We start from the raw sequence: 14316 nt of genomic DNA, 5'->3' as shown, positions 1-14316 counted from the left end.
AGCGTCCTCGCCCGCCCGAGGCCCGCACACCGCAACTCACATCCCGCGCAGCCCTACGGCCTCGCGCGGGGCCACCGCGCCCCGTACCGCGCGCGCGTCAGCGCCCGCGCAGCCGCCGGACGAGGATGCTCGCGTCGCCGCGCGACTCCAGGTCGGCGAGGACGACGGCGACCGCCTCGCGCACGATGCGGCCCCGGTCCACGGCGAGTCCGTGCTCGCCGCGCAGGACGAGGCGGGCGTGTTCGAGGTCCATGAGTTCCTCGGCGGAGACGTACACCGTGATCTTCTCGTCGTGCCGCTCGCGACCGCTCGGCCTGCGGCCGGTGCCCCGGCCGCGACGGCGGGGCTGGCCCTGGGGCTGCTGGGGGGCCGGTGCCCCTCCGCCGCCCGTGGTGCCCGGCTGCCGTGCCTGCGGCACGGAAGCGGTGGCGGGCCCTGCCTCCGGGCCCGGCCGGCGCGCGGGGCGCAGTCCGGGCATCGGCGGCGGAACCGCGGGGCCGCCGTCCACGGGCGCGGGGGCGGAGTCCCGCCCCTGGTGCTCGCCCGCGTCCTCCTCGGTCGCGGCGGCCCCCTCGGTCGCGCCCCGCGCGCCCGAGGGCTGCGGGCGCGGACCCGAGGAGGGCTGGAGGGCCATGCCCCCGGTCGTACGGAAGAGTTCTTCGGCTCCGGGCAGACTCACTCGGCGTGACACCGGGCGAGCACCTCCCTGGCGAGCTGACGGTAGGCGGCGGCGCCGACGGAGTTGGAGGCGTAGGTGGTGATGGGCTCCCCGGCGACGGTGGTCTCGGGGAAGCGCACCGTGCGGCCGATGACGGTGTGGTACACGTGGTCGTCGAAGGCTTCGACGACGCGCGCGAGCACCTCGCGGCTGTGCACCGTGCGGGAGTCGTACATCGTGGCGAGGATGCCGTCGAGTTCCAGCTCGGGGTTGAGCCGCTCCTGCACCTTCTCGATCGTCTCGGTGAGCAGCGCGACGCCGCGCAGCGCGAAGAACTCGCACTCCAGCGGCACGATCACCTTGTGCGCCGCGGTGAGCGCGTTGACGGTGAGCAGGCCGAGCGAGGGCTGACAGTCGATCACGATGTAGTCGTAGTCGGCCATGAGCGGCTTGAGCGCCCGCTGGAGCGTGGACTCGCGGGCCACCTCGGAGACGAGCTGGACCTCGGCGGCCGAGAGGTCGATGTTGCTCGGCAGCAGGTCCATGTTGGGCACGGCCGTCTTGAGCAGCACCTCGTCGGGCGACATCCCGCGTTCGAGGAGGAGGTTGTAGACCGTCAGGTCCAGCTCCATCGGGTTGACCCCGAGGCCGACCGAGAGCGCGCCCTGCGGGTCGAAGTCGACGAGGAGGACGCGGCGGCCGTACTCGGCGAGCGCGGCGCCGAGGTTGATGGTCGAGGTCGTCTTGCCGACCCCGCCCTTCTGGTTGCACATCGCGATGATCTTCGCCGGGCCGTGGTCGGTGAGGGGCCCGGGGATCGGGAAGTAGGGAAGCGGTCGCCCGGTGGGGCCGATCCGCTCGCGGCGCTGTCGCGCGGCGTCGGGGGCCAGCGTGGCCGCGTACTCGGGGTCCGGCTCGTACTCGGCGTCCGGGTCGTAGAAGTGCCCCTCGGGCAGCTCCTCGTAGTCGGCGAAGGTGTCGCCGCCCGGGTCGCCGGCCATGGCGTTCACGATATGGCCATCCATGCTCTGGTGTGCGGTCTGCGTCGGCGGGAGATCCTGGCGGGCCGCGAAGGTGCGGACGGCGACGGAACCAGCGGGACCGATCGTCGTTGGGCTCGCGAAACCACCGCTCCGCGCGGCCAGCTCCGGTCGGCCACCCCCGGGAGAAAATGTCGACTCATTCACAAGTCGTCTTACCTCCTTGGCGACCAGGAAACTTCTGGATAGGTCAGCGTGGCACCATGCCGACGGTTGGCGACTCTATGGCGTGTCACCACTCCGCAGCAACACAATCCGCCGGACCCGGCCCGATGTGTCGGTGTGCGCGAGGACGGGTGTCAAGGGTGCACGGTCGCGCATCACCCCCTCGGCACACGCGAGTTCGGCACGTCAAAGGCCCTTCAAGCGTGACGTGGCGGACCAGTTGGGGAACTCTCCCGCAAAGACTGTCAAATCACTTCACGCCAACGGCCGGACCTGCTCGCGAAGGTCCGGCCGTTGGCGTGAGAAACGCGACACGTGTTGACGCGCCCCCTGCCTCCCGGACGCCCGGGAAGGGGGCGTGCGCGTCAGTCCAGGAGCGCGTGGGTCTCGGCGTGCGCCAGCCCGTGCGCCTCGGCGACCTCGCGGTAATACACCTTGCCGTCATGGATGTTGAGGCCCTTGGCGAGCGAGGCGTCGCGGCGCAGCGCGTCGATCCAGCCGCGCCCGGCGAGTTCGAGCACGTACGGGAGCGTGGCGTTGGTGAGGGCGTGCGTGGAGGTGTGGGGGACGGCGCCGGGCATGTTGGCGACGCAGTAGAAGACCGAGTCGTGCACGCGGAACGTCGGCTCGGCGTGCGTCGTGGGGCGCGAGTCCTCGAAGCAACCGCCCTGGTCGATCGCGATGTCGACAAGGACACTTCCCGGCTTCATGCGCGAGACGAGGTCGTTGGAGACGAGCTTGGGCGCCTTCGCGCCCGGCACGAGGACGGCGCCGACGACGAGGTCAGACTCCAGGCAGGCGATCTCCAGTTCGTACGCGGTCGAGACGACGGTCTGGATGCGGGTGCCGAAGACCTTGTCGGCCTCCTTGAGCTTGGTGACGTCCTTGTCGAGGAGCTTGACGTGGAAGCCCATGCCGATCGCGATCTGCGCCGCGTTCCACCCCGAGACGCCGCCGCCGATGACGACGGCCTTGCCCGCGACGACCCCGGGGACGCCGCCGGGCAGCACGCCGCGCCCGCCGGCGGGCCGCATGAGGTGGTACGCGCCGACCTGCGGGGCGAGCCGCCCGGCGACCTCCGACATGGGGGCGAGCAGCGGGAGCCTGCGGTCGGCGGTCTCGACGGTCTCCAGGGCGATGGCGGTGGTCCCGGAGGCGAGGAGCGCGTCGGTGCACTCGCGCGAGGCGGCGAGGTGCAGGTACGTGAAGAGCACCTGGTCCTTGCGCAGCCGGTGGTACTCCTCGGCGATCGGCTCCTTGACCTTGAGGAGGAGGTCCGCGCGGGCCCACACCTCGTCGGCCGTGGGAAGGATGACGGCCCCCGCCGCCGCGAACTCCTCGTCGGTGATCGAGGAGCCCTCGCCCGCCGTCGCCTCGACGAACACCTCGTGCCCCTGGCGGCGCAGTTCGTGGACCCCGGCCGGGGTGATGGCGACCCGGAACTCGTTGTTCTTGACCTCGCGGGGGATGCCGACCTTCATCGTCGATCACGATCCTTGACTAGAGAGGGCCCGGGACAAAAGGGGCACGGAAGTACATACCCGTATCCACGACGGCGCAACAGGGGAGAGCCGCTGATCCGCGGCTTCGCCAGTCTAATGAAGGGATTCCCGCTGTCCAGCCTTTCAAAGCATCATTCTTTGCCGGAAGCGCTACGGATTTCGTAGGTGAACCCGGGATGCGACCCGCTCCGTACCCTCTGAGGACGGCTACGCCCCCGTCCGCAGCGCCGCCGCCTCGCCCGGCCCGAGCAGGCGCGCGGCGAGTCCCCTGTGGTGGCGGGCGGACGCCGGGTCGCCGAGCCGGTCGAGGGTGTCGGCGAGCCGGACGTGCAGCGCGGCGCGCAGCCGTTCGTCCTCCGCGCGCTCGGCGAGGGTCACGGCCTCGCGGCACGTGCGCAGCGCCTCCTCGGGCCGCCCCGCGTACTCCTGGACCCTCGCGAGCTCGGCGAGCGCCCGCGCCTGCCCCGCCACGTCCCCGCGCCGCTTGTGCGCGGCGATCGCCGAGCCCCAGTTGCGCCGCGCGTCCCCGTAGTGGCCCGCGTAGGCGTGCACGGCGGCCAACTTGCCGTACAGGCGGGCCGCCTCGGCGTCCTCGGCGCGCACGAGGCGGTGGGCGAGGGCCCTGCCGTACCAGTCGGCGGCCCGCGCCCAGTCGCCGAGTTCCTGGTGGGCACCCGCGAGGGACTCCATCGCGCGGCCCGCCGCGTACGGGTCGCGCCCGGTGCGGGCCGCGTCGAGCGCGGCGCGGTAGCGGGCGAGCGCCTCTCCGGTGCGGCCCGTGCGGGCGTCGAGGTCGGCGAGGTTGAGGAGCGCCGCCGCCTGCTCGCGGTGCAGTCCCCCGCGCCGCGCGACGTCGAGGACGAGGCGGTGCAGCCCGTACAGCTCGGGCGCCGCGGCCTCGGTGCCCCGGTGCGCGACGAGCGCGCGGACGAGGGCCGCGACGTAGCGGCGCGCGAGGGTGTCGAACGCGCCCTCGGCGACGGCGAGCCGGGCCGCGGCGAGGAGCGCGGGCAGCCGCTCGGCAAGCCACTCGGCGGCGGCTTTGGGGCCGGGGAAGCGCAGAGTGGAGGGAAGCCCGGCGAGGCGCTGGCGGGCCGGGGAGCCGGGCGGTTCGTTCGCGGCGCGGCAGGAGTGCAGGAGGCGCACGGTGCGCTCCAGCATGCGGGCGCGGGCGAGCTGGAGTTCGGCGGGGCGGTCGCTCTCGGCGGCGAGGGCGCGCAGCCCGGGGACGAGGCAGCCCGGCACCTCGTACGCCGGGCGGAGGCCGGGGAGCGGGCGCAGGAGCCCGTGCCGGACGAAGCGTTCCAGGCGCTCGGCGGCGTGCCGCACGGAGCAGCCCGCGAGCGCGGAGGCGGTGTGCGCGTCGGCGAGCCCTTCGGGGGCGAGGTGGAGCAGGCGCAGCAGGCGCTGGTCGGCGGCGGGGAGCTGGTCGTGGCTGAAGCGCAGGAGCCGGTCCACGGGGAGGTCGGTGGCGGTCTTCGCGGGCGGCGGTGCCGCGTCCTCCTCGCTCGCGGCCGGCTCCGGCAGGGCGCGGGGCACGGCGGCGCGGTGCGCCTCCAGACGGGCGAGGAGGTCGGCGAAGGAGGACTCGGGGCGCGTCGCGAGCCAGCCCGCGGCGAGGACGAGAGCGGCGGGCTGCCCCCGGCACTCCTCGGCGAGCCGCTCCGCCGCGCGCGGGTCGGCCGCGGCGCGTCCGGGCCCCGCGTAGCGCTCGACGAGGCGGACGGCCGCCTGCCGCTCCAGGCCGCCGAGGGTGCAGGGGCGGACGTCGCTGAGCCCGGTGAGCGGGCCCGTGGCGACGGCGAGGAGGAGGCAGGCGGGGTTGTCGGGGAGGAGTTCGTCGACCCGCTCCGCGTCGTGCGCGTCGTCGAGGAGCAGCAGGACGCGGCGGGCGGCGAGCGCGGTGCGCAGCTGCTCGGTGAGGACGTCGTCGGCGGCCCCGGCCGGGGTCTGTTCGCCGAGGTCGGCGAGGAGGGACCGCGCGGCGTCCCCGGCGGGGACCGGGGCACCCGCGGGGTCGGTGAGCCGCACGCGCAGCAGCCCGTCGGGATAACGCTCGGTGAGCGCCGCCGCGAAGGTCTCCGCGAGCGCGGTACGGCCCGAACCGGGGCGTCCCGCGACAAGCAGGACACGGGCGCGGGGCGGGGTCTGCCCGGCGAGGGTGTCGAGCCCAGTACGGCCGATGTCCTCGTGGAGCGCGGCGAGTTCGCGTTCCCTGCCGAGGAGCGTGTCCTCGCCGGTCACGCGCCCGCGACCCGTCCGCGCCGGGGCGACGCCGGTCACCCCGGCGCCGCTCGCCCCGCCGGTGTCCACCACCTGGTCCGTCACGGGCCACGCTCCCGTTCAGCCGCACGCTCACCGAGCCGCGCGCCCCGCCCAGGGCAGGACGGACGCGCGACTCAGAGCGTACGTCACCGTGCGTGGCGAACCGGCGACGACCTGACGCGACCATCCCCCTATCGGATGAGTATTTCTTCAGATGACCGCTGTTGACCACGGTCCGGAGTCGACAGACGCGGGAGCCGGTCTCCGGGCCCGGCTACGGAGGTGCGCCGTCGCGCGAGCGGGCCCGGCGGGACGGGCTCGGAAGGCCGGGGCGGGACGGGCTCAGAAGGGCAGGGCTGGACGGGCTCAGAAGGGCCGGGCGGGCCAGGGCGCGTCGGCGGGGCGCAGTCCGCTGAGCGCGGCCTCGGTGTCCTCGGAGCTGTCGAGGAGCGCGCCGAGTGCGAGGGCGCCGATGACGAGGGAGCTGTTGTGCAGTTCCCCGCCGAGGCAGCCGCGTACGAGGTCCTGGTACGGCACGCGCGCCGTGCGCATGTCGGCCTCCTCGCCGTCCGGGGTGTACCGCTCCTGGCCCGCGTCGCGCAGCCCGGTCGCGAGGAAGACCCGTACCGCCTCGTCGGAGCCGCCCGGCGAGGAGTAGTGGTCGACGAGCACGTGCCACTCGGCGGCCTCCAGGTGAGCCTCCTCGAAGAGTTCGCGCGCGGCGGCGTGCTGGGGGTTCTCGCCGGGGACGTCGAGGAGCCCGGCGGGAAGCTCCCACAGCCGTTCGCGGACGGGGTGCCGGTACTGGTTGACGACGACGACGCGCCGCTCCTCGTCGAGCGCGAGGATCACGACGGACCCGGGGTGCACCTGGTAGTCGCGGGTCGCGACCTCGCCGTCCGGCATCACGACCTTCTCGCTGCGCACGCTCGTCTTGGCGCCGCGCCACGGCGTCTCGCTCGCCGTGGTCCGCCACTGCTCGGGGTTGTCCTTGATCGTCATGCGCTCATCCTCCCGCAGCCCGCCTGCCCCCGCGAAGAAACCACCACACCCGAAGGGTCACCCGCGGACAGGCGTACGCATGAGGACGGGAACGCGTGGCACCGCGCGGGGCCCGGCGTGCGGGAGCCCTGCCGGACGGTGTACGAGGGCCGGGCCGCGCCCGTACGGGAAGGCGGCCACCCGCGCGGGCCGCACCGCCCATGCCGGATGACCGGGAGCCCGATGGCCGACCGGACCCCGCAGCCCCACGGCTCCGCCCAGCAAGCCCACCCCGGAGTCCTGCCCTTCGCGCCGGGAAACCGGTCGCCCCGCCCGCGTGGGCCGCCGCCCGCGTGGGCCACCCCGCGTGGGCCGCCGCTCACCTACTCCCCCGCAACGAACGTTCCGTCGGTCGCCGTCCCCTCCCGCGCGCGGCCCTCTCCCCGGCTGCCCCGTTCCGCGCTCCCCCAGCGCGAAGAAGCTCGCCCCCGTACCCCCACGCAAAAGGCGCCCCCGGACGCGTACACACGTCCAGGGGCGCCTTCCGGCGCAAGGGCTCAGCTCTTCCGCTGGCGCTCCACGGCCGCCTTCACCAGGCCCGCGAAGAGCGGGTGGGGGCGGGTCGGGCGGGAGCGCAGCTCCGGGTGGGCCTGCGTCGCGATGAGGTAGGGGTGCGTCTCGCGCGGGTACTCGACGTACTCGACGAGCTTGCCGTCCGGCGAGGTGCCCGAGAAGACGATGCCGGCCTTCTTCTCCAGCTCCGTGCGGTAGGCGTTGTTGACCTCGTAGCGGTGGCGGTGACGCTCCTCGACGTACTCGCGGCCGTCGTAGACCTCGCGCGCGAGAGAGCCCTCGGCGAGCTTCGCCGGGTACATCCCGAGACGCATCGTGCCGCCCATGTCGCCCTCACCGGCCACGATGTCGAGCTGCTCGGCCATCGTGGAGATGACCGGGTGCCCGGTCGCCGGGTCGAACTCGGTGGAGTTGGCGTCCTCGATGCCCGCGAGGTTGCGCGCGGCCTCGATGACGATGCACTGGAGGCCGAGGCAGAGCCCGAGGAGCGGGACCTTGTTCTCGCGGGCGTACGTGATCGCGCCGACCTTGCCGACGACGCCCCGGTCGCCGAAGCCGCCGGGGACGCAGATCGCGTCGCAGTCGCCGAGCTGGGCGGCGGCGCCCGCGGGGGTCTTGCAGTCGTCGGAGGTGACCCACTTGACCTTGACGCGGGCACGGTTGGCGAAGCCGCCCGCGCGCAGCGCCTCGGTGACCGAGAGGTAGGCGTCGGGCAGGTCGATGTACTTGCCGACGAGCGCGACCGTGACCTCGTGGTCCGGGTTGTGGACGCGGTCGAGGAGGTCCTCCCACGTCGTCCAGTCGACATCGCGGAAGGGCAGGTCGAGCTTGCGGACGACGTAGGCGTCGAGGCCCTCGCCGTGCAGGACCTTCGGGATGTCGTAGATCGACTTGGCGTCGGGACAGGCGACGACGGCGGTCTCGTCGACGTCGCACATGAGCGAGACCTTGCGCTTGATCGACAGCGGCACCTCGCGGTCGGCGCGCAGCACGATCGCGTCGGGCTGGACGCCGATGTTGCGCAGCGCGGCGACGGAGTGCTGGGTCGGCTTGGTCTTCAGCTCGCCGGAGGGGCCGATGTAGGGCAGCAGCGAGATGTGCACGACGAAGACGTTGTCGCGGCCGACCTCGTGCCGCACCTGGCGGACGGTCTCCAGGAAGGGCAGCGACTCGATGTCGCCGACGGTGCCGCCGACCTCGGTGATGACGACGTCCACGTCGTCGCTCGCCAGGCGCCGGATGCGGCCCTTGATCTCGTTGGTGATGTGCGGGATGACCTGCACGGTGTCGCCGAGGTACTCGCCGCGCCGCTCCTTGGCGATGACCTGCGAGTAGACCTGGCCGGTGGTGACGTTCGCGGAGCCGTCGAGGTCGACGTCGAGGAATCGCTCGTAGTGGCCGATGTCGAGGTCCGTCTCGGCGCCGTCGTTGGTGACGAAGACCTCACCGTGCTGGAAGGGGTTCATCGTCCCCGGGTCCACGTTGAGGTAGGGGTCGAGCTTCTGCATCGTCACCCGCAGACCGCGCGCCTTCAGGAGCGCCCCCAGGCTGGAGGCGGTGAGGCCCTTGCCGAGTGAGGAGGCGACACCCCCGGTGACGAAGATGTGCTTGGTCGTCGTGGACGAGGTGCGGTTCGGCATGGCCAAGAGGGGGCTCCCGTGGTCGCGGTCTGGAGTGCGGACCGGAATTCCGCGCCGACTCGATGAGCCGGTGGGAAGGTCCGTCGCTGCGGGCGGGGGTCTCACGGTCTGTAAAGGGCCCACCGGTCCACGGGCTACCAGGGTATCAGCGTCGGCGGAGCTTTCCGGCGGCGCGGGTTTCGCCGGGCCCGTACGGGGGCATGGCCCGCACGCTGCGTGTATGCGCGGGCACCGCGCACATCCAACGCGCCCGGCTTTTACCGCGCCACAACACAAGCCTCACCCATTCGGCCCTACCGCCGTGTCCCGACGGTCGCACGGATCACCACGGGGCGTCGTATCCTGCTCGGACATCCGCCGCCGGGCTCGAAGAAACTGGACCGCGCAAGCGCTTCCCACAAGGGGTGGTGGTGGGCGACGGGGGGAGGCCAGAAGAATCCCCCCGCCCACCCTTGGAACAGCAGCCCGGCGGCTCACCCTTGACCGCAGCGCGAGGCGTCCCGCACAGGGGCGTGCCGTGGCCGTTCGACTGGAGATGCACGTGGCCGGGCGCATCGAGGATTACGCACTCATCGGAGACCTGCAGACCGCCGCACTGGTCTGCCGGGACGGCACGGTCGACTGGCTGTGCCTCCCCCGCTTCGATTCGCAGGCGATCTTCGCGGGTCTCCTCGGGACCGAGGAGCACGGATTCTGGCGGCTGGGACCGGCGTTCGCCCCCGGCACTCAGCCGCCGGACGCCGACCGCAGAACGTACCGGGGGGATTCCCTGATCCTGGAGTCCGAGTGGGACACCCCGCGCGGCAGTGTGCGCGTGACCGATTTCATGGGCCCGCGCGAGGAGGCGCCCCAGCTCATCCGCATCGTGGAGGGGCTCAGCGGGCGGGTGCCGATGCGCTCCAGCCTGCGGATGCGGTTCAGCTACGGGCGGATCACGCCGTGGGTGCACCGGGTCGACGAGCGCACGGTCGCCGTCTCCGGCCCGGACTCGGTGTGGCTCGACACCGACGCGGAGACGTACGGCAAGGACCTCACGACGTACTCCGATTTCACGGTGGGCCCCGGCGACAAGGTCTACTTCGTCATCTCCTGGCAGGCGAGCCACCTCGGCCCGCCCGCCCTGCCGACCCCGTACGAGTCGCTCGCGGCGACCGAGGAGTTCTGGCAGGAGTGGGTCGAGCAGTGCACGTACCACGGCCCCTACCGCGAGGCCGTGATCCGCTCGCTCATCACGCTCAAGGCGCTCACGTACGCGCCGACCGGCGGGATCGTCGCCGCGCCCACGACCTCGCTGCCCGAGGAGATCGGCGGGGTCCGCAACTGGGACTACCGCTTCACGTGGCTGCGTGACGCGGCGATCACGCTCTCCTCGCTGCTGCGCACCGGTTACCGCGACGAGGCCCGCGCCTGGCGCGAGTGGCTGCTGCGCGCGGTCGGCGGCGACCCGGAGAACCTGCAGATCATGTACGGGATCGCGGGCGAGCGGGAGCTGGGCGAGAGCGAGCTGGACTGGCTGCCGGGGTACGAGGGCTCGACGCCCGTCCGGGTCGGCAACGGCGCGGCCGGACAGCTCCAGCTCGACGTCTACGGCGAGGTCACCGAGGCCCTGCACCTCGCGCACATGACGGGCCTCGCCCGCAACGACTACGCCTCGCTGCTCCAGCTCAAGCTGATCCAGTACCTGGAGCACCACTGGTCGGAGCCGGACGAGGGCATCTGGGAGGTGCGCGGGCCGCGCCGCCACTTCGTGCACTCGAAGGTCATGGCGTGGGTCGCGGTGGACCGCACCATCAAGCTCATCGAGTCCGGGGACGCGGACGGGCCGCTGGAGCGGTGGAAGGAGCTGCGGGACGACATCCACCGGGACGTTTGCGAGAAGGGCTACGACCCCGAGCGGAACACGTTCACGCAGTCGTACGGCTCCCGGGAGCTGGACGCCTCGCTGCTGCTCATCCCGCAGATGGGCTTCCTGCCGCCCGACGACAAGCGCGTCATCGGCACGATCGAGGCCATCCAGCGCGAGCTGTCCACGAAGGACGGCTTCATCCTGCGCTACCCGACCTCGGGCGACGACGCGGGCGTGGACGGACTCGCGGGCGACGAGGGCGCGTTCCTCGCGTGTTCGTTCTGGATGGCGGACGACCTCGCGATGATCGGCCGCGTCGACGAGGCCCGCAAGCTCTTCGAGCGCCTGCTCTCGCTGCGCAACGACCTCGGCCTCCTCGCCGAGGAGTGGGACCCGGTGCGCGGCCGGCAGGTCGGCAACTTCCCGCAGGCGTTCAGCCACGTCCCCCTCATCGACACGGCCCTGCGCCTGACGGCGAGCGGGGCGTACGGGGGCTGAGCCCCGCACCACGCCGCACGCGGGACGCCACGAGGGGCCCCGGGCCGCACGGTCCGGGGCCCCTCGCGCGCGGTCCCGGGCTGTCGCACGCGCGGTCCCGGGCTGTCGCACGGGCGGTCACGTGCCGCTCGTGCGCGCGGTCGCGGGCCCGTTGTGCGCGCGGTCCCGGGCCGGTCGTGCGCGGTGACCTCGGTCAACAGCCGGGTGACGGGCCCGCATCGCGCGCGGTAGCGTCCGCGCGTGGAGAGTCAGGGCGGGATCACGGTACGGCGGGCGCTGGAGCTGCCGGGGCTGCGCGGCGGGCTGCCGGAGGTGCTGGCCTGCGCGGAACGGCTCGACCGCACGGTGCGGTGGGTGCACGCGGGCGAGGTCCCGAACATCGCCTCGCTGCTCAAGGGCGGCGAACTGCTGCTCACCACCGGCCTCGGACTCGGCGACCGCCCCGCCGAGCAGCGCGCCTTCGTCCGGCGGCTCGCCGAGCGCGGTATCGCGGCGCTCGTCGTCGAGCTCGGCCCGCGCTTCGCGCGCCTGCCCGCCGCGCTCGTCGAGACGGCCCGCGCGGCCGGCCTCCCCCTCGTCCAGTTGCACCGCGAGGTCCCGTTCGTCGCGGTGACCGAGGAGATCCACACCGAGATCGTCAACGGGCACTACGCGGTCCTGCGCCAGGCCGAGGAGGTGCACAGGCACTGCACCGAGGCCGTGCTCGGCGGCGGGGGCGTGCCCCAGGTCCTCACCACACTCGCCGAGTTCGGCGGCAACCCGGTCTTCCTGGAAACGGCCGGCGGCGCCCTGCTGTACGGGGTGTGGGGCGGGCCGGGCGAGAGCGAGGCGCTCCCGGTGTGGGAGCGGCTGCGGGGCAGCAGGGCGGCGCGCGCGGAGGGCCCGCCCGCCGGTTCGGTGCTCGTGGACGTGGCGGGCGCGGCGCCCGGCACGCCGGAGGCGGTACGGGCCCGCCTGGTCCTGCTCCCGGTGGCGGGTCCCGTGCGGCCCGCGCACCGGCTCGCGATGGAACGCGTCGCCGGAATCCTCGCCGTGGTCCTCATGCAGGCGCGGCAGGAGGACGAGCTGGCGGCACTCGGCAGGGGCGACTTCCTCACCGATCTCGCCCAGGCACGTACCGCCCCCGAGGACGCGCCCGCGCGTGCCGCCGTGCTCGGCTTCAAACCGGCGACGGGGCTGCTCCTGCCGCTCGTGATGAGACTCCCCGAGACGACGGGCGCGCTCGCGCCCGGGGGCGGCTGGGGGCAGCTCGTACGGGCCGTGCACGAGGAGCTGAGCGGGCTCGGCGTGCCCGTACTGCTGGGCGTGCGGCCCGTGGAGGGGCGGGTGCCGCTGCTGCTCGGGCTGCGCGAGGAGGCGGAGCGCGCGGGGCTCGCGGACCGGGCCGCCGCGGCCCTGCGGGCGGGTACGGAGCGGGCCGGGGTGGTGCGCCCCGGCGCCCCGGACCCCGTGGTCGTCGTGGGTCCGGCGGGAGGCTGGGCGGCGGCTGCCGCGGGTTTGCGGCACGCGGCGCGCGCGGCGGACGCGGCCCCGGACCTGGACCCGCGCCCGTGGTGGGACGCGCGGCGCCTGGACATCGATCTGCTGCTGTGGCGGCTGCGCGGCCAGCCCGACCTCGCGGCCTTCGTCGACCGGGCGCTCGGCCCGCTCCTGCGCCACGACCGCACGGCGCGCCCCCCGCTCCTGCCGACCCTGGAGACGTTCCTCGACCACGCGGGCCGCAAGGCGGAGACGGCGCGCGCCCTGCACCTCAACCGCCAGACCCTCTACAACCGCCTCGCACGGATCGGTGAACTCCTCGGCACGGACCTCGACGACCCGCACACGGTGCTCTCGCTGAGCCTGGCACTGCGGGCGAGGCGGCACGCGTGACGGAGGGCGGGGGGCCGGTCGGCCCGCGCGACCCGCAGCCGAGCCGCGCGGATGACCGGCGGCCGGGGACCGGCTGCGCGCGGGCGGGGGCCGGCCGCACACGCGACCGCTCGCCCGGACGCTCAGAACAGCGGCTCGGGGTACGTCAGTTCGTCGTAGACGCTGAGCACCTGCGCGACGGTCGCGTCCTCGGTCGGCCAGCCGGCCGCCTGGCGTCGGCCCGCGCGGCTCAGCTCGGCGCGCCGGGCGGGGTCGGCGAGGAGGGCCGCGACGCGCGCGGCGAGGGCGGGGGCGTCGCCGTACGGGACGAGTTCGGCGGCGTCGCCGACGAGTTCGGGGATGCCGCCGACCGCCGAGGCGACGAGCGGCACGCCGAGGCTCAGCGCCTCCTGCGCGAACAGGGCGCGCGCCTCCCAGCGGCTCGGCAGCACGGCGACATCGGTCGCGGCGAGCAGCGCGGGCAGGTCGTCGCGGCTGCCGAGCAGGCGTACGGGAAGGTCCTCCGCCTCGATCCTGGCCTGGAGTGCGCCGCGCAGCGGTCCCTCGCCCGCGACGGCGAGCAGCGGTACGGGGTCGAGCGCCCGCCAGGCGCGCGCCGCGTCCAGCAGCGCCTCGTATCCGCGGTGCCGTACGAGCGAGCCGGCCGCGAGGACGAGGGGCCGCTCGACCGCGCCGACATCGGCGCGCGCCTTCTGCTCGGCGGGGGCGCGCGCGGGCGGCGGGGGCGGCGCGGGCAGGGCGACGGGGGCGAGGCGCGCGTCGCGTGCGCCCCGGGCGCGGGCGCGGTCGACGAGGTCGGAGGAGGTGGCGAGGAGGACGGTCGCGGCGCGGGCGACGCGGCGTTCGAGGAGGCGCAGCGCGTGGGCGCGGGCGCCTTCGGCGTGGCCGCGCGTGTGCCAGGTGACGACGAGCGGGACGCGGCGTCCGGCGAGGGCGAGCGCGGTGCGCAGCCCGGCGTGCAGGCCGTGCGCGTGGACGAGGTCGGCGTCGGCGCAGACGGTGCGGAGCGCGGCGAGCGAGACGGGGTCGCTGCCGCGCGGGATGTGGATGTGGCGCGCGCCGACGGAGGTGAAGTCGTAGGCGGTCTCCAGCGGGTGGGGCGCGCACACGGTGACCCGTACCCCGCGCGCGGCGAGCCCGGCGGCGAGCGAGCGCACGTGCACGCTGCTGCCCGCGCTGCCCCCGCCGAGTACCTGCACCGTGCGCAGCGGAGTGTGCCCTGCTCGGCTCGACGGGCTCGACGGACTGCTCACGGTGGCTGGCGCTCCTGGGGTCG

General features: G+C 74.2%; 9 protein-coding genes. 2 read left to right on the top strand and 7 right to left on the bottom strand.

The features are described from left to right. Positions 1-97: 97 nt before the first annotated feature. The 6 genes from STTU_RS27100 to STTU_RS27075 form a co-directional block, all read right to left on the bottom strand. Positions 98-634: a hypothetical protein gene (locus STTU_RS27100; RefSeq protein ID WP_007828773.1), complete on the bottom strand. Its 537-nt coding sequence runs from the start codon at positions 632-634 to the stop codon at positions 98-100. Positions 635-675: 41 nt separating this feature from the next. Then, the gene (locus STTU_RS27095; RefSeq protein ID WP_009063893.1) at positions 676-1683 is read right to left on the bottom strand and encodes a ParA family protein; all 1008 of its coding nucleotides are present in this window, start codon (positions 1681-1683) and stop codon (positions 676-678) included. 545 nt (positions 1684-2228) lie between these two features. Further along, entirely contained in the window at positions 2229-3344 is a 1116-nt protein-coding gene (ald, locus tag STTU_RS27090; RefSeq protein WP_007828771.1) for an alanine dehydrogenase, read from the bottom strand. Between the two features lie 228 nt (positions 3345-3572). After that, a complete protein-coding gene (locus tag STTU_RS27085) occupies positions 3573-5693 on the bottom strand; it encodes a tetratricopeptide repeat protein (protein WP_007828769.1) in 2121 nt (706 codons plus the stop codon). A gap of 303 nt (positions 5694-5996) precedes the next feature. Next, positions 5997-6632 carry an NUDIX domain-containing protein gene (locus tag STTU_RS27080; RefSeq protein WP_007828767.1) on the bottom strand — a complete coding sequence of 212 codons (636 nt, stop codon included), beginning with the start codon at positions 6630-6632 and terminating at the stop codon, positions 5997-5999. A gap of 536 nt (positions 6633-7168) precedes the next feature. Continuing rightward, complete coding sequence (locus STTU_RS27075) at positions 7169-8824, bottom strand: CTP synthase (protein WP_007828762.1); 1656 nt, start codon at positions 8822-8824, stop codon at positions 7169-7171. 517 nt (positions 8825-9341) lie between these two features. Here STTU_RS27075 and STTU_RS27070 point away from each other — a divergent pair. Together STTU_RS27070 and STTU_RS27065 are read left to right on the top strand one after the other, a co-directional pair. Then, positions 9342-11168 (top strand): glycoside hydrolase family 15 protein, encoded by a 1827-nt coding sequence (locus STTU_RS27070; protein ID WP_009063904.1) that lies wholly within the window; start codon positions 9342-9344, stop codon positions 11166-11168. A gap of 240 nt (positions 11169-11408) precedes the next feature. Beyond that, complete coding sequence (locus tag STTU_RS27065; RefSeq protein WP_007828754.1) at positions 11409-13040, top strand: PucR family transcriptional regulator; 1632 nt, start codon at positions 11409-11411, stop codon at positions 13038-13040. A gap of 122 nt (positions 13041-13162) precedes the next feature. Here STTU_RS27065 and STTU_RS27060 read toward each other — a convergent pair whose 3' ends face one another. Then, positions 13163-14293: a glycosyltransferase family 4 protein gene (locus tag STTU_RS27060; protein WP_007828753.1), complete on the bottom strand. Its 1131-nt coding sequence runs from the start codon at positions 14291-14293 to the stop codon at positions 13163-13165. Positions 14294-14316 lie beyond the last annotated feature (23 nt).

The organism is Streptomyces sp. Tu6071 (assembly GCF_000213055.1).
GTDB lineage: Bacteria > Actinomycetota > Actinomycetes > Streptomycetales > Streptomycetaceae > Streptomyces > Streptomyces evansiae.
The sequence above is the reverse complement of the archived record's forward strand: the minus strand, read 5'-3'. Positions and strand labels throughout refer to the sequence as shown.

Bases quoted from the DNA above. Each gene is read 5' to 3' on its own strand.
- STTU_RS27075 (WP_007828762.1), bottom strand. From the start codon at position 8,824: ATGCCGAACCGCACCTCGTCCACGACGACCAAGCACATCTTCGTCACC.
- ald (WP_007828771.1), bottom strand. From the start codon at position 3,344: ATGAAGGTCGGCATCCCCCGCGAGGTCAAGAACAACGAGTTCCGGGTC.
- STTU_RS27080 (WP_007828767.1), bottom strand. From the start codon at position 6,632: ATGACGATCAAGGACAACCCCGAGCAGTGGCGGACCACGGCGAGCGAG.
- STTU_RS27095 (WP_009063893.1), bottom strand. From the start codon at position 1,683: ATGGATGGCCATATCGTGAACGCCATGGCCGGCGACCCGGGCGGCGAC.
- STTU_RS27100 (WP_007828773.1), bottom strand. From the start codon at position 634: ATGGCCCTCCAGCCCTCCTCGGGTCCGCGCCCGCAGCCCTCGGGCGCG.